At 36.8% G+C, this 24,805-nt stretch carries 24 protein-coding genes and 1 riboswitch; of the genes, 2 read left to right on the top strand and 22 right to left on the bottom strand.

What is annotated here, in order from left to right:
• Nucleotides 1-8 precede the first annotated feature (8 nt).
• The 5 genes from purB to BUC25_RS14325 all read right to left on the bottom strand — a co-directional run bounded on the left by purB (nt 9) and on the right by BUC25_RS14325 (nt 4,237).
• Nucleotides 9-1,304 (bottom strand): adenylosuccinate lyase, encoded by a 1,296-nt coding sequence (purB, locus tag BUC25_RS14345; RefSeq protein WP_073202583.1) that lies wholly within the window; start codon nt 1,302-1,304, stop codon nt 9-11.
• A gap of 12 nt (nt 1,305-1,316) precedes the next feature.
• Complete coding sequence (gene purK / locus BUC25_RS14340; protein WP_073202582.1) at nt 1,317-2,444, bottom strand: 5-(carboxyamino)imidazole ribonucleotide synthase; 1,128 nt, start codon at nt 2,442-2,444, stop codon at nt 1,317-1,319.
• Nucleotides 2,431-2,922 (bottom strand): 5-(carboxyamino)imidazole ribonucleotide mutase, encoded by a 492-nt coding sequence (gene purE / locus BUC25_RS14335; RefSeq protein WP_073202581.1) that lies wholly within the window; start codon nt 2,920-2,922, stop codon nt 2,431-2,433. Before purE ends, purK begins: the two co-directional genes overlap by 14 nt.
• Nucleotides 2,923-3,272: 350 nt before the next feature.
• Nucleotides 3,273-3,371, bottom strand: a riboswitch (purine riboswitch).
• A 106-nt stretch (nt 3,372-3,477) separates the two neighbouring features.
• The gene (locus BUC25_RS14330) at nt 3,478-3,696 is read right to left on the bottom strand and encodes an NETI motif-containing protein (RefSeq protein WP_073202580.1); all 219 of its coding nucleotides are present in this window, start codon (nt 3,694-3,696) and stop codon (nt 3,478-3,480) included.
• Entirely contained in the window at nt 3,632-4,237 is a 606-nt protein-coding gene (locus tag BUC25_RS14325) for a DUF2179 domain-containing protein (RefSeq protein WP_073202579.1), read from the bottom strand. Before BUC25_RS14325 ends, BUC25_RS14330 begins: the two co-directional genes overlap by 65 nt.
• Before the next feature lie 101 nt (nt 4,238-4,338).
• On the opposite strand from BUC25_RS14325, the gene BUC25_RS14320 reads away from it, so the two are divergent.
• Nucleotides 4,339-4,770: an Hsp20/alpha crystallin family protein gene (locus BUC25_RS14320; RefSeq protein ID WP_073202578.1), complete on the top strand. Its 432-nt coding sequence runs from the start codon at nt 4,339-4,341 to the stop codon at nt 4,768-4,770.
• Nucleotides 4,771-5,103: 333 nt separating this feature from the next.
• Here BUC25_RS14320 and BUC25_RS14315 read toward each other — a convergent pair whose 3' ends face one another.
• From BUC25_RS14315 to BUC25_RS14300, 4 genes are all read right to left on the bottom strand, one after another.
• Nucleotides 5,104-7,068 (bottom strand): right-handed parallel beta-helix repeat-containing protein, encoded by a 1,965-nt coding sequence (locus BUC25_RS14315; protein WP_073202577.1) that lies wholly within the window; start codon nt 7,066-7,068, stop codon nt 5,104-5,106.
• A gap of 60 nt (nt 7,069-7,128) precedes the next feature.
• Nucleotides 7,129-7,950, bottom strand: coding sequence for a carbohydrate ABC transporter permease (locus BUC25_RS14310; protein WP_073202576.1), 822 nt, complete (start codon nt 7,948-7,950; stop codon nt 7,129-7,131).
• Nucleotides 7,947-8,879: a carbohydrate ABC transporter permease gene (locus tag BUC25_RS14305; protein ID WP_073202575.1), complete on the bottom strand. Its 933-nt coding sequence runs from the start codon at nt 8,877-8,879 to the stop codon at nt 7,947-7,949. Before BUC25_RS14305 ends, BUC25_RS14310 begins: the two co-directional genes overlap by 4 nt.
• A 69-nt stretch (nt 8,880-8,948) precedes the next feature.
• Entirely contained in the window at nt 8,949-10,292 is a 1,344-nt protein-coding gene (locus BUC25_RS14300) for an extracellular solute-binding protein (RefSeq protein WP_073202574.1), read from the bottom strand.
• Nucleotides 10,293-10,632: 340 nt separating this feature from the next.
• Between BUC25_RS14300 and BUC25_RS14295 the strand changes: the two genes are divergently transcribed.
• Complete coding sequence (locus tag BUC25_RS14295; RefSeq protein WP_073202573.1) at nt 10,633-12,603, top strand: YjhG/YagF family D-xylonate dehydratase; 1,971 nt, start codon at nt 10,633-10,635, stop codon at nt 12,601-12,603.
• Nucleotides 12,604-12,884: 281 nt separating this feature from the next.
• Here BUC25_RS14295 and BUC25_RS14290 read toward each other — a convergent pair whose 3' ends face one another.
• The 13 genes from BUC25_RS14290 to BUC25_RS14230 form a co-directional block, all read right to left on the bottom strand.
• Complete coding sequence (locus BUC25_RS14290) at nt 12,885-13,496, bottom strand: hypothetical protein (RefSeq protein WP_073202572.1); 612 nt, start codon at nt 13,494-13,496, stop codon at nt 12,885-12,887.
• Between the two features lie 32 nt (nt 13,497-13,528).
• Nucleotides 13,529-14,470, bottom strand: a complete 942-nt coding sequence (locus BUC25_RS14285) for a UxaA family hydrolase (protein WP_073202571.1) — start codon at nt 14,468-14,470, stop codon at nt 13,529-13,531.
• 16 nt (nt 14,471-14,486) lie between these two features.
• The gene (locus BUC25_RS14280; protein ID WP_073202570.1) at nt 14,487-15,638 is read right to left on the bottom strand and encodes a UxaA family hydrolase; all 1,152 of its coding nucleotides are present in this window, start codon (nt 15,636-15,638) and stop codon (nt 14,487-14,489) included.
• Nucleotides 15,628-15,939, bottom strand: coding sequence for a UxaA family hydrolase (locus BUC25_RS14275; RefSeq protein ID WP_073202569.1), 312 nt, complete (start codon nt 15,937-15,939; stop codon nt 15,628-15,630). The genes BUC25_RS14280 and BUC25_RS14275 overlap by 11 nt, the downstream gene beginning before the upstream one ends.
• Nucleotides 15,940-15,965: 26 nt before the next feature.
• Entirely contained in the window at nt 15,966-17,132 is a 1,167-nt protein-coding gene (locus BUC25_RS14270) for an iron-containing alcohol dehydrogenase (protein ID WP_073202568.1), read from the bottom strand.
• 93 nt (nt 17,133-17,225) lie between these two features.
• Complete coding sequence (locus tag BUC25_RS14265; RefSeq protein WP_073202567.1) at nt 17,226-17,951, bottom strand: FadR/GntR family transcriptional regulator; 726 nt, start codon at nt 17,949-17,951, stop codon at nt 17,226-17,228.
• Between the two features lie 194 nt (nt 17,952-18,145).
• On the bottom strand, nt 18,146-18,853 hold the full coding sequence (locus BUC25_RS14260) for an RraA family protein (RefSeq protein ID WP_073202566.1): 708 nt from the start codon (nt 18,851-18,853) through the stop codon (nt 18,146-18,148).
• 36 nt (nt 18,854-18,889) lie between these two features.
• The gene (locus BUC25_RS14255; protein WP_073202565.1) at nt 18,890-19,330 is read right to left on the bottom strand and encodes a PPC domain-containing DNA-binding protein; all 441 of its coding nucleotides are present in this window, start codon (nt 19,328-19,330) and stop codon (nt 18,890-18,892) included.
• A gap of 32 nt (nt 19,331-19,362) precedes the next feature.
• On the bottom strand, nt 19,363-20,106 hold the full coding sequence (locus BUC25_RS14250; protein WP_073202564.1) for an SDR family NAD(P)-dependent oxidoreductase: 744 nt from the start codon (nt 20,104-20,106) through the stop codon (nt 19,363-19,365).
• A gap of 37 nt (nt 20,107-20,143) precedes the next feature.
• Nucleotides 20,144-20,965, bottom strand: coding sequence for a carbohydrate ABC transporter permease (locus BUC25_RS14245; RefSeq protein WP_073202742.1), 822 nt, complete (start codon nt 20,963-20,965; stop codon nt 20,144-20,146).
• A gap of 87 nt (nt 20,966-21,052) precedes the next feature.
• Nucleotides 21,053-21,940 (bottom strand): carbohydrate ABC transporter permease, encoded by an 888-nt coding sequence (locus BUC25_RS14240; RefSeq protein ID WP_073202563.1) that lies wholly within the window; start codon nt 21,938-21,940, stop codon nt 21,053-21,055.
• A gap of 71 nt (nt 21,941-22,011) precedes the next feature.
• Entirely contained in the window at nt 22,012-23,373 is a 1,362-nt protein-coding gene (locus BUC25_RS14235; protein WP_073202562.1) for an ABC transporter substrate-binding protein, read from the bottom strand.
• A 195-nt stretch (nt 23,374-23,568) separates the two neighbouring features.
• Nucleotides 23,569-24,744, bottom strand: coding sequence for an NAD(P)-dependent malic enzyme (locus BUC25_RS14230; protein ID WP_073202561.1), 1,176 nt, complete (start codon nt 24,742-24,744; stop codon nt 23,569-23,571).
• Between the last annotated feature and the right edge of the window lie 61 nt (nt 24,745-24,805).

Raw genomic sequence — 24,805 nt, 5'->3', positions numbered from 1 at the left:
CACGCTCCTTAGGCTAAGCCGATTTTTTTGAAGATTTGATCGACATTTTTTAAATGATAGGTATAATCAAAGCAATCATCTAATTGCTCTTTTGATAATGTACTGGTAATCCGTTCTTCCTGTTCGATTAACTGACGGAATGGTGTTGCGGTTTCCCATGCTTTCATTGCGTTTGGTTGTACAATATCATATGCCTCTTCACGACTCATCCCTTGATCAATTAAGGAAAGTAATACACGTTGAGAGAAAATAACACCATAGGTACGATCAATATTACGTTTCATATTCTCAGGAAATACCGTTAAGTTTTTCACGATATTGCCAAAACGATTCAGCATATAATTAAGTGCAATCGTCGCATCCGGTAAAATAACACGTTCTGCAGATGAATGAGAAATATCACGTTCATGCCATAACGAAACGTTCTCGTACGCTGTCATCATGTAACCACGGATGACACGCGCCATACCTGTCATATTTTCCGAACCGATCGGGTTACGTTTATGTGGCATTGCAGAAGATCCTTTTTGACCTTTTGCAAAGAACTCTTCCACTTCACGTGTTTCTGTTTTTTGTAGTCCGCGAATTTCTGTCGCGAATTTTTCAATCGAGCTTGCAACAAGCGCTAGTGCTGATAAATATTGGGCATGACGGTCACGTTGCAGTGTTTGTGTCGAAACTGGTGCAGCTTGTAAGCCTAATTTTTCACAAACAAATTTTTCTACAAAAGGATCGATATTCGCGTAGGTACCTACTGCGCCTGATAGTTTACCAGTCTCGATCACTTTGGCCGCTGCATCAAAACGCTCTAAATTACGTTTCATTTCTTCATACCAAAGCGCCAGCTTCAGACCAAATGTGGTAGGTTCTGCATGTACACCATGAGTACGTCCCATCATTACGGTGTTTTTATGTTCGATCGCTTTTTCTTTTAAAATGTCAATGAAGTTTACGATATCGCGACGGATAATTTGATTGGCTTGTTTTAACATATAGGAGAGTGCCGTATCGACTACATCTGTTGAGGTTAAGCCGTAATGCACCCATTTCTTTTCATCACCTAGCGTTTCGGAAACCGCACGAGTAAATGCCACTACATCGTGACGTGTATCTTGTTCAATTTCAAAAATACGATCAATATTAAATGAGGCATTTGCTCTTATTTCTTTTACATCTACTTTCGGAATGATACCTAACTCACTCCATGCTTCACATGCTAAAATTTCCACCTCAAGCCACGCATTAAAGCGGTTCTCATCTGTCCAAATCTTTCCCATTTCTTCTCTTGTATAACGTTCGATCATGAATGTTTCCTCCTAGTTTTCGATTATCTTTTTTTCTACTAGTTCATTATATATGTTTAATGGATTGTCCCCAATAAATGTTACATGTCCCATTTTTCTAAGTGGCTTGTTTTCGGCTTTGCCGTACATGTGAATATGTGCAGAAGGATTGTCTTCTAATTGATTAAAAAAGGGTTCGACATCTTTACCAAGCAAATTGACCATTACGGCACCCCCATGAGCGTGAACTGGGATCAGCGGCAAACCACAAATTGCTCGAATATGCTGTTCAAATTGAGAAACATTACATGCTTCGATCGTATAATGGCCGGAATTGTGTGGGCGTGGTGCTAATTCATTAATGAGAATCTCTTCACCACAGACAAACATTTCAATAGCGAATGTTCCAACAACATCGATTGTTTCGGCAATAGCTTTTGCTGCGTGTGTAGCTTTCTCAGAAATTTGTTCCGACACAAGGCCAGGTGCAATTGTGGCATGTAAAATGTGATCACGGTGCTTGTTCTCGGCAACAGGGAAATAGGTCATCTCTCCTGATTTCGTTCTTGTGAACACAATCGAGATTTCTTTATCAAAAGGTACCCATTTTTCAATAATTAAGCGATCAACGGAATCTAGCATTTCAGAAGCCTCTTGCAAATCATTTGGACTAGAAAGCTTGATTTGACCTTTGCCATCGTAGCCACCTCGACATGTTTTGGCTACAGAAGGATAACCGATTCGTTCAACTGCGGTTTGTAACTCTTCGGTTGTTGACACAATCGCGAAATCGGCAACTGGCTGATTACTGTCAACCATTGCTTTTTTCTCCAATTCACGATCTTGGGTGACTTTTAGTGAGTTAGCACTCTGAGGAAGAATACCGGCCTCTTCTAAAATTTGAGCCGCCTTTAAATCGACATTTTCAAATTCATAGGTCACGACATCGCTTTTCTCTGTCAATTGTTTGACTGCTTCTAGGTCATCATATGCAGCTACAATTTGCTTATCTGCAACTTGTGCGGTAGGGCAATCTGGAGTAGGATCTAAAACAATAACGCGATATCCCATATGTTTGGCAGTTGTCGTCATCATTCGTCCCAGTTGTCCACCGCCAATAATTCCAATGGTAGATCCGAATAATAATTTATTGGTCTGCAAGTTGGTCCCTCATTTCTGCTACTTTTTGTTTCATTTGATCTTGATAGTTTTCTAGACGTTTGGCAACTTTTTCGTTAGATGTACCGATTATTTGGGTGGCAAGAATACCAGCATTTTTAGCACCAGCTTTACCAATTGCTACGGTTGCTACTGGAACTCCACCTGGCATTTGCACAATCGAATACAGGGAATCAAGTCCACTCATTGTGCTTGTTTTAACTGGTACACCGATTACTGGCAAAGTAGTTTTAGAAGCAACCATACCCGGCAAATGCGCTGCGCCTCCAGCACCCGCGATGATCACTTTTAACCCTCTGTCACGAGCTTTCTCAGCATAAGCGAACATGTCTTCAGGTGTACGATGTGCGGAGATTACCTCTTTCTCATAACTAATTTCTAGTTCTTCAAGCATGTCACAAGTATGCTTCATCGTTTCCCAATCTGAAATACTTCCCATAATAACACCGACCTGCACCATTGAAACCCCTCATTTCTTTGTGAAATATTAAGAAAAGCGTAGAGCGCCCGCTTAGAAACGTAGCGACTTCAGAATCAACTGAGATAAAGGAATCACTGAGAAAAGCGAGCCGATGATGACTTTCACCTGAAGGCATAAGTGCAACTAAGCCTCTGTTTTCACCAATCGGCAAGTCTTCTTTATCGTAGGGCGATTCGTGAAGTCGCCTAGTTTCTGGACGTTCGGAGCTAGACATCCGCGAAAATTTTATACTTTCTTGTCTTACAAAAAAACCTATTCATCTTCTCTATCAGGAGAGAAGATGAATAGGTTATAGGTCCATAACTATCCTGATGATTTTTCATTAAAAATCATCGTTCATCTTCCCTCATAGTCCATCATTTACGGTGACGGGTAGAAACTTTTGAGCCATATTCTCAGATTATATGAGGAATTAATTACAGTACATTATTGGTTTTCTTTTTGTTTTTGTTAAATTATTTAACTACATTCATATGATAACAAGAGCACTAGAACCCTGTCAACAAAAATCGAACATTAAAATAATAGTTCATTTTAATGTTCGTGTTTTGCTGTTTTTGCATCAAATATTATTTCACTTCCATATGGAACCTTTTCTCCATTTTCTTCTATAAAAATTGGTTCTTCAACTCGTCGCACTGGCTGATATCCTTCTTGTTTGATTCGCTCTAAACATGCATCAATCGATTCATTCTCCTCGACTGTGAACTTCTTCTTGTTTGGCTTCTTGCTGTTCTTCTGCTTTTTGGACACTTTTTCGAATCCTCCCTTTTTTTACTTGCTTCACCCAGAAACCACCATGAATCTGCTTAGGTTCATAGGCAATAATAAAGGCTTTTGGATCAATAGTTTTGATCGTTTCGTATAAATGCAGTTCATATTTTCTCGGCGACAAAATTTGCATCGATAATCGATCTCCGTCCATTCCGTATGCATACCAACTTGTCACACCGTAGCCTTTTTCTCTCAGTTGTCTTGTGAAAGAAATATCAGGATTTGAAGAAATCACATTCACCGTAATATACCCTAATGCTAATTTTTCTTCAATCATTGATCCAATTACCACCCCTAGACCATATCCAAGCCCGTATGCTACTAAATTCTGAATTTCACCAAGATTGTCTAATACTAGCCCTAGCCCCAATGTATAAATGACGATTTCAAAAGTTCCAATTGTTCCAGCTATATAGCGTCTTCCTTTTAACGTTAAAATCACTCTTAATGTAGAAAGTGATACATAAACAATATTTATTGTCATAATAATGACTACCATTATAAATGCATTTTCAAGCATTATAGCACCTCCGTTTACGCACAACCTTTTTGATAGGTTCATATCCTATATTATAGCGAACCTATTTTAACATAGCTACGCATGAAAGGGGAGAGATAGCTTTGGATCCATTCCAACATATGCATGAATGGAAAAACAATTTAGATCAATTTTTTGGCGGAAACTTTTGGGATGATTTTGAACATATTATCAAACCTCCGATACCTGCCGTTAATATATATGAATTGGATAATGAACTAGTAGTTTATGTTAACTTGCCCGGAATTAAAGATCGTAAACAAGTAAAGGTGTTTGTTGATTCTAATGTTTTGGAATTGAAGGGGTCACTTTTTCCAGTTCAAACATCTGGGAAATTAATAAAACAAGAGATTTTACAAGGTGACTTCTCAAGACAAATTGACCTTCCTTTCCCAGTAAGACAAGATCGGATCAATGCCTCATTAAAACAAGGAATGATGACGATTCACTTGCATCGACTCATCCAGGAGCAGAAGAAAAAGAATGCTATTGAGATTGACGAATTTGAGGAATGAGAAAGAAAAATGTTACCTTGTTCCGATCAAAAGCTGTGGAAAGTAAAAATCGCAGAAGAAACGAATAAGGTAAGAGTTCATTAACTTTCAATATTTATTTTTCGTTTAATCATTTCACTTTCTAACAGTAAAATTAAATGGATCAGCCGAGGTATTTTTATTGATTTTAAGAATCCGAATGATCACGAATTCTATTTCGTATAATCATTCGGATTGTACTTTCATTAAATGAAGTCTGTTATAGAGTTTCATACGATTCCTATAACATTTTCAGCAGGATATAAGAGAGATTTGTCTTCATTAAAGGATTAAAGCATGAGATTTAAGCTTTCATTACCAAACTTTTATATAATTTTTACCAGCTCGCAAATTACTTATAGGACCTAGCACAGTCATTTCTTCACGATCGGTTCCTAATATATCTTTATCAACGATTAATTCACTTCCATCTGGATTTTCAAATTCTGCATCAACAATAAGGGTTCTTCCTAATGTAGTAGTTGATTGAATACCTCCTAACAATGTTTCAAAATCTTCAGGAAGTTCTATTGAAAGAAATACTTCATAACCTTCCTCAATAATCTTAATATTAGGATTAAAGTCATCCCTCACTATATTCTCATTTTCCTGATCAAAGGGTTCAGCTCCATTAAAATAGGCATTTTTGTTTATATAAACTGGTTGCTCAATACTATGGAAAGTGCGATGGTCACCGCCCTCTTGATCTACCTTTTCGATATATTCTTCTAATGAGGTTGTATAACCATTATAATGAACAGTACCTATATAATCATTAGTTATCTCAGAAGGAATTGATGTTTCCAAACCAGTAGTTTGGATATAATCGTCACCTATAAATATATTATTATAGTAACGATCATCTCCACCATACACTGGAGCAAACCCTGCTAATTTCGTGCTATGCGGCACATGATATGGTGTTGCACGATCTAGCATTTTTCGTTGTATCATTTTGCCACGAATCAAATTATTTATATATGCGCCACCTTGCGCATGATTATCTAATGCATAGTCAGCTGTTAAAATATTATTATCTACAATATAAGGACCACTACTTACTTCAACAAATAAATCGCGGTTGTTTCTATAAAATAAATTTCCACTTATGATAGTACCTTGCGTCTGCCAATCTAACCATGTTCCTAATGAACAATCATGAATGCGATTATTTCTTATTTGAACATCGATTGCCGCATGAAGCTTGATCCCACCAATTTCATGTCCGAAAAACTCACGTTTTAAAGCTATATTATAGATATGGTTATTATAGATTTCACTAAACACACAACCTAAATGACCTACTACAGCATTTTGACCACAATCATAGATAGTGTTATTTCGAATAATATGGGAGCCAATTCTTTCTTTACTCCAACCTATCTCCATAGCCGAAAAGACTGATTCTAACTGATATTGATAGCCAGGCTTATCTTTCCGGATACTTCGATAATTGTGACCTGTGGAAATCTCCTTCCCAATACTAATCGCACTACACTTTGCATCATGAATAACGTTTTCTTCAATAATCCACCCTTTACTCCAGTGTGGGCCTATTAAACCTGGCTGATCAGCTGTTGGAGGTGTCCATGGTGTTGCTGCTTGTGCCATTTCAAATCCTTTAACAGTGATATAATCAATTCCCGTCTGTTCAGGATAAAAGCAGGCTTTTCGAACATTGATCTCAACTAATTCTTCATTAGGGTTTGTCTCATGAAAATTTGCATAAATCGTTGTACTTTCATTATCAACTTCCGCAAACCACACATATTTCGTTTGTTCTTTGTTATGAACAGGAACGATTGTTTTTGTCCAATGATCTAACACTTCTAATTTAGTTTTCGGTTCTTTTAATTGTTCAAAAGTTTCAACTTCATAAAAAGACATTCCATTTAGATAAACATCACCAAGATGTCTACCAGGATTGTAAACAACCCAATCTCCAAAAACTTCTTCTTTGAAAGGATTATATTCACCAAATAAATCATTGGATACTACAGCCTTCCAAACAGTTCCATTAACTTTTTCCCAATTATTAATCTGTTCTGATCCTTTAATGACAGCCTTTTCCCCATCTGCTGCCCTATATGTAATTCTTCGGTATTTACTTAATCCTCCATATGAAGGCTTCACCCATTCTCGATAAACGCCTTCATGTACAATCACGTCATCTCCTGCAACTGCAACAGATGCCGCTTTATTTATTGTCAAAAAGGGATCATTTTCTGTACCTTTTCCATTGTCAGAGCCATTTTTTGCAACATGATATTCAATAGTCATTTTATTTCCTCCTAACCTATTTCTTTATAAAGTGTAAGATGTAAGATCTGTTCTTTATCATTACCCCTTCACAGATCCAGCAGCGAGTCCTGCCACTATCTTTTCTTGTGCCACGAAGTATACTAATAATAAAGGTAAGCTTCCTAAAGTAAGTGCTGCCATAATTCCCGGTATATTCACAGAAAATTCTCCATAAAATTCACGAAGTCCGATTGGTAAAGTAGCTGTTTGAGATGAACTAGTTAATGTTAATGCAAAAATAAATTCATTCCAAATCTGAATAAAGTTATAAATAGAAACTGTAGCTACAGCAGGTGTCAATAATGGAAAAATGATATTCCAAAATAATCTAATGTGACTGCAACCATCAATTTTAGCTGATTCTTCTAATTCTTTAGGAATATCACGCATAAATTGAGTGAATATAACAACCGATATTGGTAATGCAAATGCAATATACGGGCCAACTAAACCTAATAATGAATCATACAACCCTAGGTCATTAGTCAATGTGAAAATAGGAACTAATGTTGTATGAATAGGTATCATCATCCCTACCATAAAAATAATAAAAATTGGACGATTCAAACGAAATGTTAATCTAGCTAGGGGATAACTAGCCATTGCTGCAATAAAAATAACGATCACAACCGATATAACTGACACGATCATACTATTCCAAAAATACCCAAAAAACTCTAATTCAATAAGCAGCTTATAGCTATCCAAAGAGAAGTTTTCAGGCCAAGACCATGGTGAAGTCATAAATTCCATTTGTCCTTTAAAGGAAGTTAAGAACATTATAAAAAACGGTAGACCTGTTATGACTAAAATAAGGATCGCTAGTAGATACAACGGGATTTTTTTTACTAATTTAGTCATGAGTCATTCCCCTTTCTTTGCTTGTCGCCAAATAATATAAACAATGTGACGATAAATGCTATAATGAACATAGCGAAAGAAATACTGCTACCATAGCCCATATTAAAATTAGTAAATGTTTGTTTATACATATAAGTTGCCATTAATTCAGTGGAGTTATTAGGGCCACCACCAGTCATAACGTATATTAGATCAAAATATTTCAATGAACCAATTACGGATAATATAGCTGATGTAACAATTATCGGCATTAATAATGGCAGTGTTATATTTTTAAATCGTTGCCAACCAGTAGCACCATCGATATCAGCGGCTTCATATAATTCTTCAGGAATACCAACAATAGTTGCTCTGAAGAGAATCATATAAAACGGTGCAAATTGCCAACAAACGGTGGCGATTACAGCCCAAATAGCTGTACTCTCTTTACCAATCCAAGCGGTCTGCAATGATTCTAATCCTATTACTCCTAAAACAGAATTTAATAAACCATAGTTACCTTCGTAGATAAAAATAAAGAGAATCCCAATTGCTACTGTAGACATTAGAAATGGCATGAAATATACCGACCTGAATAATCGCATTCCTTTAATCGGACTAAATAACAATAATGCCATAATTAAACCAATTGGTAATTGGGTAAAAAGTGATGCAATTACTAATAAGAAGTTGTTTTGTATAGAAGTCCAAAACACTCCATCTCGGAATAATGCTATATAGTTCTCTAATCCAATAAAAACCATATTACTATCAATTCCAGTCCAGTCAAAAAGACTATAGTAAAATGTCATAAAAATGGAATAAATAACATATACACCATAGATCAGAAAAGCCGGTGCAATAAAACCAATAATCGCCCATGTATCCTTGTTTTTCCGTTTAGGAACATTTTTGACCTTTACTATCTTTAAATCATCTGTCCTTTCCATTACTACCACCACCTATTAGAGTGTGAGAACTACATTAATTTTTTATTAATGTAGTTCTCAATAAGCTCGTTATTCTGCTAATACCTCTTTCGCTTTTTCTTCTACTTCTGCCATTGCTTCTTCTGGTGTCATAGATAAGCCAAAAATAGCTTGTGTTGTATCTAGATGCGTTTGTGCTAGTTCAGGAGGCAATGTTTGATCATAGTATGTTTGCATTGCTTCTGAGCTTTCTAGAATATCACTCATTTCTTGAATGTAAGGATCCTCATATTCCACTCCATTTACTGCTGATATTGAACCTGCATTATTAGACAATTGTGTTGCGGTTTCTAAACTTGCAAGTTCATTAACTAATTCAGCAGCCATTTCAGGATGTTCAGATTGTTTAGCAACAGAGAAGACTGGAGACACACCACCTACTACATGATTTTGTTCACCTTCTCCTCCTTCAATAGATGGGAATAAGAAGAAACCTAATTTTTCTTCAAATTCAGGCATTTCATCTCGCACATTATTTACTAGCCAACCGCCCATTACCATCATTGCTGCACTATTTGTATAAAGTAACTGACGTGATTGACCAGTATCGTAGTTCATGCCGTTTACACCTTCAGGAAAAGCACCCATTTCAACTAATTCCTGAATCTTCTGTCCAGCTTCAATATAAGCTTCATCATCAAACGTCCGTCCTGAACGCTCGAAAGCCTCGTTGAATAATTCCGGACCACCAAGTCTTTCGGCCATATACATTAAATAAAAGGAACCTGTCCATTTAGTCTGGTTAGCCAGAGCAAATGGTGTAATATCATTTGAGGTAAGTGTTTCGACAATTCCAAGTAAGTCTTCATATGTTTCAGGTTCTTCAATACCGTATTCTTCAAATATTTCTTTATTATAAAATACAGGCACTACATCCATACTAACCGGAGCACCATAAATACTATCTTCAAAAGTTGAAACTGACAACGCTGCTTCATTATACAAACTAGCATCAACTGAGTCGGTAATATCAACAACTTGATCTGAATCCACAAATTGTTTTAACCAACCGCCACCCCAAGAATGGAATACGTCTGGTGGATTTCCGCCACCCATAGCAACACTCAATTGAGATTTATATGGGTCGTTTTCTTGCTGAGAAACTTCTACCGTTACGTTAGGATTTTTTTCCTCGAAACGATCTACAGCTGCTTCAATCGCTTCTCCGGAAGGTCCAGTCTCAATATGCCATAAAATCAAAGTAATTTCTTCTTCATCACCTTCAGCTTCTGAATCGTCGCCACTATTTTCTGTTTCTGAAGAATCCTCTCCTGTATTATCTTCGTTTTCACTCGTCTCATCGGATGGTCCACATGCAACAATTAATAACATAATAGCAATTAACATTATCCATAATGTTTTTTTACCAAACATCTTTTCATCCCCTTTTTTATTTTGTTAGCGTTTACAAAATAATTTTTATTCAAATCCCTCCTTTGTTCAAAAAGATATATTTTAATACTAAGTTTATCTTGTGAATAAACTAAGTAATAAAAATAAAAGTATATTATAAAATTCAGTTTGCTATTATAAAACTATTTTTCTATAAACGCATTATATCTACCAACAAGTTGTTTGTCAACACAAAATGTAAGCGTTTTATACACGATTAATTTTACATTATAAAACTCGCTTTTATATTATTGACACACTTTTTCTTACCCTCTATACTTAGTCTATAAGATGAAACCGCTTTATATGGAGGGGAACAAATATGACAAAAATAGACAACATAATGGAGCACCCTGAAGAGATTTATGATATAAAAACTGTCGCCAGAGGTCCCATCGGTAAACTTCCTCTAACAGATAAAATGCTCAGGAAGTCGCCAAGCGGGGATTTATTCGGATTATCTCAGAACGTTGGTATGGGTTGGAGTCCTAATATGTTAGACGGTAAACAAGTATTACTGCTAAGCACACAAGGTGGCCTAAAGGATAAAGAAGGTAACCCATTAGCTTTGGGGTATCATACTGGGCATTGGGAAGTAGATATATTAATGAAAGAAGCGGCAAATGAAGTCAGCCAACATGCTGGCATTCCTTTTGCTGCATATGTGAGTGATCCTTGTGATGGCCGCACTCAAGGAACGACCGGTATGTTTGACTCCTTTCCATATCGTAATGATGCCGCAATGGTGTATCGTAGATTAATTCGTTCGTTACCAACTCGTGATGCAGTATTAGGGATCGCTACTTGTGACAAAGGTTTACCAGCGATGACGATTGCATTAGCATCTATGCATGATTTACCTACCGTTGTTATTCCTGGTGGTGTTACATTACCACCGCTTTATGGGGAAGATGCTGGCAAGGTTCAAACAATTGGTGCGCGTTATTCCAATGATGAACTTTCATTACAAGAAGCAGCTGAGCTAGGTTGTGCGGCATGCGCAACACCAGGAGGCGGTTGTCAGTTCTTAGGTACCGCTGCGACAGCACAAGTCGTCGCCGAAGCATTAGGTATGACCGTTCCTCACGCTGCACTAGCACCATCCGGTCAAAAGGTATGGAAGGAAATGGCACGTCAATCATCAAGAGCGATCATAGCGATGGAAGAAGAAAAAATCACAACCAAAGATATCGTGACAGATGACGCCATCCATAATGCTATGGTTGTTCATGCAGCTTTTGGTGGATCTACAAATCTACTATTGCACATTCCTGCAATTGCACATGCGGCAAAATGTAGTATTCCTTCTATTGAAGATTGGCACCGTATCAACAAAGAAACTCCACGTTTGGTTAGTTTGTTACCAAATGGACCAATACCACATCCTACGATTCGTGGCTATTTAGCTGGTGGGGTTCCAGAGGTTATGTTGCATCTGCGTGATCTAGGATTATTACGTGAAAACGTGATGACAGTTACTGGTCACACACTCAAAGAAAATTTAGACTGGTGGGAACATTCCGAACGCAGACAAAAAATGAAGGATAAATTAAAAGAAGCAGATCAAATTGATGCAGATGAAGTGATAATGTCAAAAGAACAAGCCGAAGAACGCGGATTAACTTCTACTGTTACATTTCCAACCGGAAACATCGCACCAGAAGGAGCTGTTATTAAATCAACTTCTATTGATCCTTCCAGACTCGATGAAAACCAAGTGTATTATCATAAAAGTGAAGCTAAAATCTACACAAGTGAAGCTAGTGCGATTGAAGCAATCAAAACAAAGCAGATTAAAAAAGGCGACATTATGATTTTAACAGGCTGTGGTCCTTTAGGAACTGGGATGGAAGAAACGTACCAAGTAACATCTGCTTTAAAACACTTATCTTATGGAAAATATGTAACATTAATTACCGATGCTCGTTTCTCTGGTGTTTCAACAGGGGCCTGTATTGGTCACGTTGGACCGGAGGGACTAGCGGATGGACCAATAGGTAAGCTTCAGGATGGAGATATCATCGAAGTAAGAATCGATGCCAAAAACTTAGAAGGTACAATTAATTTTGTCGGAGATGCAGAAAAAGAAGTTTCTTATCAAGAAGGCGCTAGTATTCTTGCATCAAGGAGCATCAACGCAGATATCAAACCTTCTGACAACCTTCCAGACGACACTCGTTTATGGGCTGCTTTACAAAAAGTAAGTGGCGGAACTTGGAAAGGTAGTGTATATGATGTCGATCGAATTGTGGAGGTATTAGAAGCGGGAGAGAAGGCGCTGAGAGAACAATAAGAAGAATTATGTAATTAGAAGAACCCAAACGATTATTCGAATAAACTTCGATATCGTTTGGGTCCTTATATTTTATACATCTGTTATGCATTATTCCTCAATACATTGTTTCATGCTTCAGCATATCCCCTTCATTTAACCTATCATTCATGATTAGCGATCGGTTCCAGAAAATTAACAATAAGGTTTAATAAAGAATATGGATTATTTGCTATACTCGTGGCAGTTTCTGTCCTCGTCAATGCGATCTCAACCAGTTTTACTCTTCTACATTCAAAACTTTAATTATTACTATTTTTACAATCACAATCCACATCATTACAGTAAGAGAACTCCAATAAATAAGGCTTGACCAATATGCCTTGATCTTTAAAATACCCTTGCTGGTGGTATGTATTTTGTATCCATTTCTCGAACAGTCGATCTTCCACTTTATTAACGTGCTCAAAAAATTTCACAGAAGCAAAAGCATCACTATTTAACTCACCTACAAATAACATTTTTGCTTCAGGATTATAATCATGTAGATTTTTAGCCATTGCGTAACTGGGACAATAATAGGAATTAGCAGGTGGTGGAGCAGCAACGATTATTAATTTAATTGGCCTTTGATTATTTTTAAATCGAACAACTGTCTCATCTGCTGACTCCTGTATCACACCCTTAGGTCGCAAATCCCACTGGCTGCTGATTTCATCCCGATACCACTTATCCTGATGCATTAATAAGTCTGATATATTTTGATCAGGTTCTAATCCCAATCGTAACCCTAATTGTCCATTACCGGCGAACACTTCTACTACTTCACTTAAAGCAATATTTTTTTGTTCCAAGTATACATTCATACCGTTTATAAATTGGTCTGTTACACTGATATAGGAAGGTACTTTCACAACAACACTTCCTTTCTTTACAACGATTCCTATTAAAAAGTTGGTAAGATGCGGTGTATGGCAAAATCATTTAACTCTAACATTTCCGACTTTGTATCTATTCCATTGATTGTATTCGTAACAACTGATAACAATTGACTGGAAATAAGGCTTTCATTATTTTGTGCCAGCGGTGCGCTTATATCAAGATCGATGTGTTCCCAAAAAATCTCAAATATATCCTCGTTCACACTACATTTTATGACAGGGGATATAGATGAACCAGCAGGATCACCGTCTTCAGTAAAGTGTATAATTGTTTGTGCCCCACTTGCTACCATTCCAGTCATTAATGCAACATTTCCTAATTCACTAGCAGTATAATATATTCCTTTTTCTGTTACCGTTTTTCCATATACCAATTCTTTAGCATCAGAAAAATAAGATTGATGTCTTTTGGGTATAATAACTACGCCTATAGAATCAGATAATACTTCAATTACTTTGGACAAAACGATCAATTTGCTTTCCTCTATGGAATTGTCAATCACTATCCCAAGACATATATCAGATAGGTCAACATTTCGTTTTGGCTCATCAATAGCATTCACCATTTTGTTGGCTTCTTCTATGCCTTTTTCGATTGTATTTGTCGTTCCACCAACCTGTTGAATAACTAGATAATCAACTAACTTTTTAGACTCTGCTACCTTATTCGCCAATCCTAGAGGGTTTACACCTTCACAGCCTAATCCAACAATCAACACACCACCAACATTTGGATTGAGACCAAAGCCCATAAGCGTTCGTTCGGTTTGGGTTAAGTCATCCCCTACTTGCGCACAGCCTGCTTGATTAGCTATTGAAACAACGTTTGGTAAAGCATCTGCAATTTGAGCACTTGTACTAGATGAACATAAAACAGAGGGTAATATTAGCAATTTATTACGAATACCGACCTGTCCGTTTTCTCGAATATAGCCTTTGAGCGCCACAGCACTTCACCTCCTTCTATGAAATCACTCGGTTGATCGCAAATTCTTGAAAGCCAAATATCTCAGCTTTCGTTTTTTCACCACTAGCTACTTTTAAAATATAATCGTATAATTCTCTGCCAACACCTTCTATAGATTTTTCACCAGTAATTATTTTTCCTGCATTTATGTCGATATTGTCCTTCATAATGTCCGCCATCTTGGGATTGCCACATACTTTCACTACAGGAGCGATGGGAGAACCAACTGGAGTCCCTCTTCCTGTTGTAAATATAATAATTTGTGCTCCTCCTGCAATCATTCCTGTAATTGATTCGATATCATATCCAGGAGAGTTCATTAAATAATGACCTTTTACCTTAAAACGTTCACCATATTGTAAGACACCTTTGATCGGTGCTGTACCAGATTTATAGATTGCCCCTAATGATTTTTCTTCAATAGTAGATAATCCACCTTGAATGTTACCCGGACTCGGTTGCGCACCTCTAAAATCCATTCCTGATTTTTTCAGGTTTTCCTCATACTTGTTAACGGTTGCAATAATTTGACGACCAATTTCTTCGTTGACGGCATTATTAGCTAACACGTGCTCAGCTCCTATTAACTCAGGAGTTTCTGACAAGAAGGTGGTACCTCCATCTTCTATAAGCAAATCTGAGGCAAATCCAGCTGCAGGGTTCGCAGCAAGACCTGAAGTTGTATCTGAGCCGCCACACTCTATACCAATTGCTAATTCATTGACATGTATATCGACTCTTTGTATTAAAGATAGTTCTTCTTCAAATTGCTTACCTATCTGTACTCCTTTAGCAACAACTGATTTGATCCCACCACATTCCATCATATTTAAAGATGCGACAGGCTTTCCGCTCATACGTACTTGTTCGGCTAATGAGTCGGCTGAAATTGTTTCCTTTCCAAAACCCACCATAACGATCGCTCCAACATTTGGGTGAGTTGCAAAACCTAGCAGTGTTCTTTCTACCTGCTCAACATCCTCTTTAGATAATTGGTTTTCCACTTGATTATCAAAGCTAACTGCCCCTGGTAGTTGTCCTGCAATTAACTTAGCTGTAGAAGATGCAGACATGCATGTAGGGAAAATTAATAGATGATTTCTAATTCCGGCACGGTTATCATTTCTTAAAAATCCTCTAAAATTCATTTTTTGTCACTGCTCCCTTCCCACGAATACTATCAATATTATGGACATGCACATGCTCACCTTGTTTAATATCAGTAATGGCAACACCAATAGACTCACCATATTTTTTAATTTCCTCACCCTTATTAATATCTGAAAGTGCAAATTTATGACCAAAACGAATATCATTTATTAACTCGATAGTTTGGTTTTTATTTTCAATTTTAACCTTTGCATCTGCACCTGCGGCAAGATCATCTACTGCTGTTGCTACATTGTCATTCAAATGCATAATTAGAGCATTATATTTACTATTCGGCATCATCATCCCTCTTTTCAAGAGTCATCCTAAACATGCAACTCTCCATTGTAAGCGTTTTTAATAATTTGTTCAATATCATTTGCTTTTGTTAATCTTGGATTGATTAGAACATTGCCGCTTCGCATCGAATCTTCCACTAGTTTGGAGAGATAATCTAGATTAACTCCAATATCCTTAATATTATTTGGAATTTGCAAGGATTGATTTAACTTAATGACAGCTTCAATTGCCTTTTTACCAGCATCATATGAAGACAGCCCTATAGTATCTTCCCCCATCGCTTCCGCAATATCTGCCATCTTTTCTGGACAAGCTGGAAGGTTAAATTCCATCACAAATGGTAATAAAGTAGCGTTTGCAATACCGTGGGGGATATCGAATACACCACCGAAGGTATGAGATATAGCATGCACATTACCTAATCTAGACTGTGAGAAAGCAGCACCCGCTAATAAAGAAGCTATCAGCATATTCTCTCTACTTTCAAGATTATTCCCAACGAAGTAAGTATTTTTGATATGAGCACTTATCATTTTTATTGCTTGAATCGCTAATGCTTGACTAATAGGATTAGCGGTTTTAGAAGTATACGATTCTATCGCATGTGTTAATGCGTCCATTCCAGTTGCCGCTGTAATTTCTTGAGGTAGTCCAACGATTAACTCGGCATCTAGAATGGTTTTTTTGGGGAATAGATAAGGGCTGATTACCGCTGCTTTAAACTGGGTTTTCGCATCTGTTACGATAGTAGAAGCAGTTACTTCACTTCCCGTTCCCGCAGTAGTTGGGATTACTGTTAAATCCACTCCAGGATGTTTAATTAATCCTACACCTTCATAATCTAAGATATTCCCTTCGTTTTGCATCATAATTGCTACACCTTTAGCGGTATCGATACTACTACCACCACCGACAGCTAAAACTTGCGTTGCTCCTGAAGATTTTAATTTTTCAACTCCATTCATTATACTTTCGGCGTTGGGATTGGGAATTACTTCATCGTATATATCGACGGAAATAACATTTTCTTCTAATGAATTTAAAATTCCCTCGAGTATTCCCGCCTTTCTGATTCCTCTATCCGTTATGATAAACACTTTATCCACTTGCTCTTTTCGATACATTTCCCCAACTGAATTTGATAGTCCTAATCCAACGTCAACCGTAGTTGGTAAAAAGTATTTAAAGTCCATAACATCCCATCCTTTTGGTGAATTGGTTGACCACTAGTAACAAAAATAAAACTCGGTTATCGCTTGTTTCGTACCAAGTTTTACAGTCACTATTTATGCATCTATTTCATTTTTTGCTTTTATAATATTTAATATTCTACCTGTTGCATCGTCTAAATGTAGCTCCATTGCTTCAACAGATGCCTGTGGATCCTTATTTGATAATGCTTGATATATATTATAATGGTCATTATAAGAGAATTGCGTTTCCCCAACTTCTTCAATTACTAATTTAATCCACGTTCTTAATAATGATTGAATACTAGATAATATTCCGATAAAGACTGTGTTTTTTGACATTTGGGCGATTTTTATATGGAAGGCAATATCTAACTCAACAAAGTCATCTATTGTTGAAACCTTTAATTTATCTAAGATTAATCGAAGTTCTTTTAGCTCCGTGTCAGTGCATCGCTCTGCCGCTAATCTGGCAATTGGCGCCTCAATTTCCTTTCTTACTTCTATAATATCATGCACCCTGTTCTCACCTAAGAGCAATCCCCATTCAATCGATTCGAGCAGCAACCCCGAATCCGCTGTTTTTAAATATGTGCCATCTCCTTGTTTCACCTCTAGTATCCCTAAAACAGTAAGGACTTTAATGGCCTCTCTAATTGCTGACCTACCTACTCCCAATGCTTCTTGTAGCTGCCTTTCTGCCGGCAAACGATCCCCTGGTTGAATGCTTCCAGAAAAAATATAATCTAATAATCTTCTAGTTAACTCAACAACTAGAGGGTTTTTTTGAATTGGTTTAAATTCAAATTGACCTTTTTCCATCGACTTCCCCTACTTTCTTTGCATGTTCTAATTACTTTAGTATATATACAGGTATTATATGTGCTATGTCCATTGAAAGTCAATTATTCACAAGAGTTAAGATAACTAGAAAAGATAGAGTTTATTGGTAAAGTAGAGCCGCTTTAGAAAAAGCAACTCTACTTAATATGGTTAAGAAAAGGGGGAATCAAGAACTAAATTCTTTTTAGAGTTTCATCCGGCTGATATCCTAATGATTCATAATGACTCTTCCTTGCTTCTTGGTCGTCTTTTAGGATAGCTTGAGCAAACTTGACCACTTCTTCTGCTCTTTCCTGAGGGATAACCAGGACTCCATCGTCATCTGCTACTACATAGTCACCAGGCTCTACCGTTACACCTGCACAACTAACTGGAACATTTACACCATCACCTTTCATTCTACCGGTAACATGATGGAAAGTACGTTTAGTAGAGAAGGCATTTACTTTTTGAAGGTTACACTCATAAGAATCTCTACAACCTCCATCTACAATTGCTCCTGCCATACCCATGATATGAAAATTCATCATATTTTCTGAACCTAACACACCACCAGGATATCCATCCATATCAATCACAAGTACATGATCGGTTACGTCTTGTGCTTTTAATTCCTTCATAAAGGAATAGGCATCTGAACAAAAGTCATTTTTTTGTTGAATGTACTCTTCCACTGTTTCACAAGGTTTATGCGTCCTTGTATCTGGAACAAGTCTTACTGTCCAAGCGTATCCAGCAAAAGAAATGCCTGGTCTAATTGGTCTCATTTCTGTTGACATAGACCCTTTATTTACTAAACCTAATGCATCCATACCATCTGATAAATCTGCTGCTCTACACTTTTTTATTTCCGCTAAAATTTCTTCTCTTGATTTTGCCATGAATAATTCCTCCAGTATTTTTTATTTTCCATCCGATTATTTTTCGGATAAATATGCTACACCGTGTTCATTTTGAACTCGATGGATATTCAAACTTTCAATTTCTGCTAAAATGATTTCAGCTAAAAACAATACTTCTGTTCCTTCTTCTAAATGTCCAATATAATTTCCTTTTTTATCCTGTGCTACAATATGCAAGTGTGGCTCCCCATCGATGATATTTCCAGATAAAGAACCTAATTCCACTGGTCCATCCCCTTCAATTGTAAGAAACTTATCTTCAGAGGTTGGCCCCATACTTGTTGGAAGATGATAGACTAATTTTTGCATGGATCCAACCGCACCAAATACGACAGCATCCTTTATCCCTTCTTCTTTCAATCGGTCCCTAATACTCTCTAACAACTTATCACCTTTCGTTAAATTAATAACGATCGCTCTACCAAATCCCTTACCAAAAAAAATACCTTTTGACATGTAAAATACCTCCTTATGTTTAGTAAAATCTATTAATGAATGGTGAAACCACCATCAACCACAATTGTCTGCCCGGTCACAAAATCTCCACCGGCAATTATTCCATAAACCATATCTGCCACGTCTTCTGGCTTGGCTACTCTTTCTAGTAGAGTGCCGCTACTATGTTTATCAATATGCTCTTCCTGACCATTCACCCATCTAGTTAATACGATTCCAGGTGCCACAGAATTAACTCTAACATCAGGAGCTAATGCTCTAGCCAATGACTTTGTTACACTAATTCCTGCCGCTTTTGAAGCAGCATATGCCATCGAACTGCCAGAGCCATTAAAACCTGCAATCGATGTTACATTCACAATACATCCTTTATTTTTTCTTAGTTCTTCCTGACATGCTCTGCTTGTGTAGAACATACCTTTTACATTTACGTTAAACGCATTATCCCAATACTCATCTTTCATACCATCTAAATCCTCTAAAGCAACGTAATTAGTTGTCCCTGCGTTATTTACTAAAATATCAATAGCTCCTAATTTATTAAGAACATGATTACACATTTTAGTAACCTGTTTATTATCAGATACGTCAGCTTGAACTAGCATTCCTTGGACACCTAAAGCTTTAATTTCCTCTAAAGTTTGTTCAGCTTCATTAATAGATTTAGTATAATTAACTGCTATATTTGTTCCTTTCCTTGCTAGTTTTAGAGCTATTGCTCTTCCGATACCAGTCGCTGCACCCGTCACTAATACCGTTTTTCCTTGTAGTTCCATTCACTACACCCCCTCATTAAAAATGAATATCTGTTTTTTATTTAATTCCAGTTGTTGATATACCTTCAATAAGTAGTTTTTGGAATGCTATAAAGAAGACAAAAATAGGAATTAACGACAGTATCGACATTGCGAACATATCTCCCCACATCGACTCGCCCATCGTATCTAAGAAACCTCTTAATGCTAATGTTACCGTCCATTTCTCAGGATTACTTAAATAAATAAATTGGGAGAAGAAGTCATTCCATGTCCAGATAAATGTAAAAATAGCTGTCGTTACAAGAGCTGGTGTCATTAATGGAAAAATAATTCTTGTAAAGATTTGAACAGGTCCACATCCGTCAACCCTCGCCGCATTATCTAACTCTCTTGGAATACCTCTTATAAATTGAACCATTAAGAATATGAAAAATGCATCTGTTGCTAGGAATTTTGGTACAACCAATGGTAAATAGGTATTAATCCAATTCAAATTATTAAATAAAATATATTGTGGTATTAGTAACACATGAATAGGAACCATCATCGATGCTAACATAACCGCAAATAATATCTTTTTAAAAGTAAAATCAAGTCTGGCAAAGGCATAAGCAGCCATGGAACAGGCTATTATATTCCCTAGAATACTTAAACCTACTACGATAAATGAATTTAGATAAAATGTAGAGAACGTAAATCCGGATATCCCTTCCCAACCCTGAAGATAATTATTAAAAGTAATCTCTGACGGCCATAAACCTACTTCCGTAAATATCTTATCCACCGTTTTAAATGAGCTACTAAGCATCCACATTACCGGATAAAGCATCACAATTGCTCCTAAGAGGAGTAGGATAAACTTTACGCTTTCAAATATTTTCTTTTTGGTGGAATAGTTACTTGTTGGCTTTGAAGAGGAAGTAACGTTCGACTGATTAATTGTATTTGACAAGATGACACCTCCTTAATCTTGATAATGTACCCATTTTCTTGCTGTTAAGAATAACAATCCAGTAAATGTCGCGATGATCACTAATAGGAACCAAGCCATAGCCGAAGCATAACCCATTTCAAATTGCGTAAACGCCTTTATATATAGGTATAGTGTGTAGAATAATGTTGAATCTAGCGTACCACCTGTTCCTCCACCAATGATATAAGCAGGAGTGAATGCTTGAAATGCTCCAATGATTTGCATAACTAAGTTAAAGAATATAATTGGAGTAATCAATGGTAACGTGATTTTAAATAACATATAGGCTGGACCTGCACCGTCTATAGCAGCTGCTTCATATAAGTCTGATGGAATCTGTTTTAAGCCTGCTAAAAAGATAACCATCGGAGAACCAAATTGCCAGACAAGCAAAACAATTAATGTATAAAGTGATGTAGAGGGGTCTGAAATCCAGCTTTGTGGCTCTAACCCAAAGATAGAAACAAAATCGTTAAATATACCTTCCATTCCAAATAATTGTCTCCATAACACTGCTATTGCAACACTAGGTCCTAATATAGATGGGACATAATAGATAGCACGAAAGAACGAGAGCCCTTTAACTCCTCTGTTTAACACAGTTGCTAAACTAAAGGCTACAATTAGTTGTAACGGAACTCCAAGAAACACATAAATAAATGTTACCTTTAAGGACTGAAAGAACCTACTATCACTATTTAACATGGTATTAAAATTCTCTAAGCCCACCCAAGTAGGAGCTTGTAACATATTGTAATTCGTAAATGCTAAATATAGTGAAGCGATCATCGGTATAAAGGCTAGAATAGTAACACCTATTAACCAAGGCGATAGAAATAATAATGGAATTTTATTCTTATGCCAAAATCTACTAATCATAGCATTCACCTCCCCATTTTATGTATGAGTGAACAGATAACCAAAATGGCATTCTGTCCACTCTTAATAAATTACTGACCTAAAATAGTAGCTGCTTCTTCAAAAAATGCATCTACCGCTTCATCAATTGTCATTTGTTCAAAAGCTACTTGTTCTGAGTAACTTTGGTATAATTCTGTAATCTGTACTGCCCCTTCTGGACGAATGGTCGTTTTTGGAATGTCTTCTGTTACTAGATTCATATGTTCCACTGCTTTTTGATCCATTGGATGTAAGGAACCTTCTAAGTTCTCTCTAACTGGTTCAGTCCCTGGCAGACCATTTTCTGCACTATAGATTTTTGTTGCTTCTAAATCGTTTACAAAGAAGCTTAATAATTTTGCCGCTTCTTCTTTAACATCAGAGTTTTGACTCATGACGATAGCCGGCACTTGCAATTGTTCCCCACCACGGAATTCACCATCTTCCATCACTGGATAACGAGTAATGGCTAGTTCTGCATCACCTAATAAATCAGCAAACATTTTTGCTTGGTTGGTTGGACGATCTTGAAAAAGTTGTTTTCCTTGAGCAAAAAGTGTACTTTCTTCTGGTACTCCTGCCTGCTCAGCACTAATATTTGCTGGTGGTACCGCACCCATTTCTCTCATTTCCGCCCAATATTGCCAATATTCTGTTAAATGCTCTTTTTCAAAGCCTAATGCTGACCCATCAGGAGTTAGTAATGATCCTCCTTGTTGTCTAACCCACATCTCTATTCCATGTTCCCCAATTAAGGTTGGATCAACTGTTACATATTCGCCATCTGGTAATGCTTCAGCAGCAGTTGCTGCGTAATCTTTAAAATCTTCGTAGCTAATTTCGGCAGGAGGAGCGTCTAGTCCTAGCCCTTCAATTTTTGATTTGTTTGTAATTAATGCTTGTATGGTAACCCCTTTAGCTAGTGCTAATAAATCACCGTTATAAGTACCTGCATCTAATACGGATTGATCCCATCCTTCTAAACTAACTAAGCCTTGGTCAACATAAGAATCTAAAGGCTCAATAACATCTTTCGTAAAATATTCGTTTCCATATAAAAGTAAGTGTAAACCGAATATATCTGGCGCATTTCCACCTGCGACTTGAGTTGACAACTTAGGCCAATAATCATTCCAAGTAGAAGGCTCACGAATAATCGTTACATTAGGATTCTGTTCTTCGTAAAGATCGAGAATTTCATTATATTTTTTATCACGTTCTGTATTACCCCACCATGCAAACCTGATTTCAACTTCTTCTTCACTAGCTGAACCTTCATCATTTGATTCTTCACCTGAACCGTTATCTGTACCTTCTGAATCTTCACCTACAGTATCTTCATCACCGTTACACGCAATAATAAGAATACTTGTAACTAGTAGCATAAGTAAAAGTAATAATTTCTTTTTCAATTTGACCTCTCCCTTTTTTGAATAATGATAAAAACGGAAAATGTTGTTTGCACCTCCTTTTGATAAAACGCTTACAAATAACCCGTATAACTAAAGGTTGATTTATTGATTGGTTTAGTCATCAATTGGTCAACCTTTGTTAGTAAATTAAACCATGGATCAGAAAAGTTGTCAATACTCTTTCTTTCAATTTTTTTATAGTTTTATCGTTGAACTTGCTAATGCCTGGTCTGAAACCGCTTGGGATACAGCTTCCACAACTCTTGTATCAAATGGATTTGGAATTACATAATCATCAGACAATTCCTCTTCACTAACTAATTCAGCTATTGCTTGAGTAGCTGCGATTTTCATATCTTCATTAATTTCTTTGGCTCTTACCTTTAGTGCACCTTTAAACAACCCTGGAAAAGCTAATACATTGTTAACTTGATTTGGATAATCACTTCTACCTGTACAGATCACTCGAGCACCAGCTTCTTTAGCTTTCTCAGGTAGAATTTCCGGATCAGGATTCGCCAATGCAAATATTATCGGATCTTTTGCCATCGTTTTTACCATCTCACCTGTTAAAATATCTTTAATAGAAACTCCAATAAACACGTCTGTATCTACTAGTACTTCCTTGAGATTACCTTTTTCTCCTGCATGATTCGTAGACTCTGCTATTTTTTCTTTAATAGGATTCATTCCTTTATTTCTACCTTTGTAAATTGCACCTTTGGAATCACACACAATAATATCTGCTACACCAAAATGCTGTAATAATTTAGTGACAGCTATCCCCGCAGCACCAGCACCATTTACCACCACTTTAATCTCTTCAAATTTTTTATTGACAAGTCTTAACGAATTAATTAGTCCTGCTACGGTTACAATAGCTGTTCCATGTTGATCATCATGAAATACCGGAATATCTAATTCTTTCTTTAAACGTTCCTCAATTTCAAAACATCTTGGAGCAGAAATATCCTCCAAGTTCACACCACCAAAATTCGGTTCAATCATTTTAACGGTTTGTATAATATCCTCTACGTTTTGTGAATCGACACAAATCGGAAAAGCATCAACTCCTGCAAATTCTTTAAATAATACTGATTTACCTTCCATAACGGGCAATCCTGCATGTGTACCAATATTACCTAGTCCCAATACAGCGCTTCCATCACTGACGACAGCAATCGTATTGCCCTTCATCGTGTAATCATAAATCGTTTTGGGATTCTTATAAATTTCACGACACGGCTCTGCTACCCCTGGTGAATACGCTAAACTTAGGTCTTCCGTATTTTTTACAGATACTTTCGAGTACGTTCCAAGTTTTCCTTTGTGCTGCAAATGCATGGATAGTGCTTCTTCTCGTCTGCTCATGTTTTTAATTGCTATCCTCCTATTTTTTTAAAAAATTATATATATAAACCCCCTCTTGCTT

Origin of the sequence: Gracilibacillus kekensis (genome assembly GCF_900143085.1) — a bacterium.
Classification (GTDB): domain Bacteria; phylum Bacillota; class Bacilli; order Bacillales; family Amphibacillaceae; genus Gracilibacillus; species Gracilibacillus kekensis.
Note: the sequence above shows the minus strand (reverse complement) of the source record. Positions and strands in the feature narration are given on the sequence as shown.

Bases quoted from the DNA above. Each gene is read 5' to 3' on its own strand.
- purB (WP_073202583.1), bottom strand. From the start codon at position 1,304: ATGATCGAACGTTATACAAGAGAAGAAATGGGAAAGATTTGGACAGAT.
- BUC25_RS14270 (WP_073202568.1), bottom strand. From the start codon at position 17,132: ATGGACTTTAAATACTTTTTACCAACTACGGTTGACGTTGGATTAGGA.
- BUC25_RS14280 (WP_073202570.1), bottom strand. From the start codon at position 15,638: ATGAATTTTAGAGGATTTTTAAGAAATGATAACCGTGCCGGAATTAGA.
- BUC25_RS14250 (WP_073202564.1), bottom strand. From the start codon at position 20,106: ATGGAACTACAAGGAAAAACGGTATTAGTGACGGGTGCAGCGACTGGT.
- BUC25_RS14300 (WP_073202574.1), bottom strand. From the start codon at position 10,292: ATGTTTGGTAAAAAAACATTATGGATAATGTTAATTGCTATTATGTTA.
- BUC25_RS14255 (WP_073202565.1), bottom strand. From the start codon at position 19,330: ATGTCAAAAGGTATTTTTTTTGGTAAGGGATTTGGTAGAGCGATCGTT.
- BUC25_RS14275 (WP_073202569.1), bottom strand. From the start codon at position 15,939: ATGCCGAATAGTAAATATAATGCTCTAATTATGCATTTGAATGACAAT.
- BUC25_RS14260 (WP_073202566.1), bottom strand. From the start codon at position 18,853: ATGGCAAAATCAAGAGAAGAAATTTTAGCGGAAATAAAAAAGTGTAGA.
- BUC25_RS14310 (WP_073202576.1), bottom strand. From the start codon at position 7,950: ATGACTAAATTAGTAAAAAAAATCCCGTTGTATCTACTAGCGATCCTT.
- BUC25_RS14230 (WP_073202561.1), bottom strand. From the start codon at position 24,744: ATGAGCAGACGAGAAGAAGCACTATCCATGCATTTGCAGCACAAAGGA.
- BUC25_RS14295 (WP_073202573.1), top strand. From the start codon at position 10,633: ATGACAAAAATAGACAACATAATGGAGCACCCTGAAGAGATTTATGAT.
- BUC25_RS14265 (WP_073202567.1), bottom strand. From the start codon at position 17,951: ATGGAAAAAGGTCAATTTGAATTTAAACCAATTCAAAAAAACCCTCTA.
- BUC25_RS14305 (WP_073202575.1), bottom strand. From the start codon at position 8,879: ATGGAAAGGACAGATGATTTAAAGATAGTAAAGGTCAAAAATGTTCCT.
- BUC25_RS14240 (WP_073202563.1), bottom strand. From the start codon at position 21,940: ATGATTAGTAGATTTTGGCATAAGAATAAAATTCCATTATTATTTCTA.
- purE (WP_073202581.1), bottom strand. From the start codon at position 2,922: ATGGTGCAGGTCGGTGTTATTATGGGAAGTATTTCAGATTGGGAAACG.
- BUC25_RS14325 (WP_073202579.1), bottom strand. From the start codon at position 4,237: ATGCTTGAAAATGCATTTATAATGGTAGTCATTATTATGACAATAAAT.
- BUC25_RS14315 (WP_073202577.1), bottom strand. From the start codon at position 7,068: ATGACTATTGAATATCATGTTGCAAAAAATGGCTCTGACAATGGAAAA.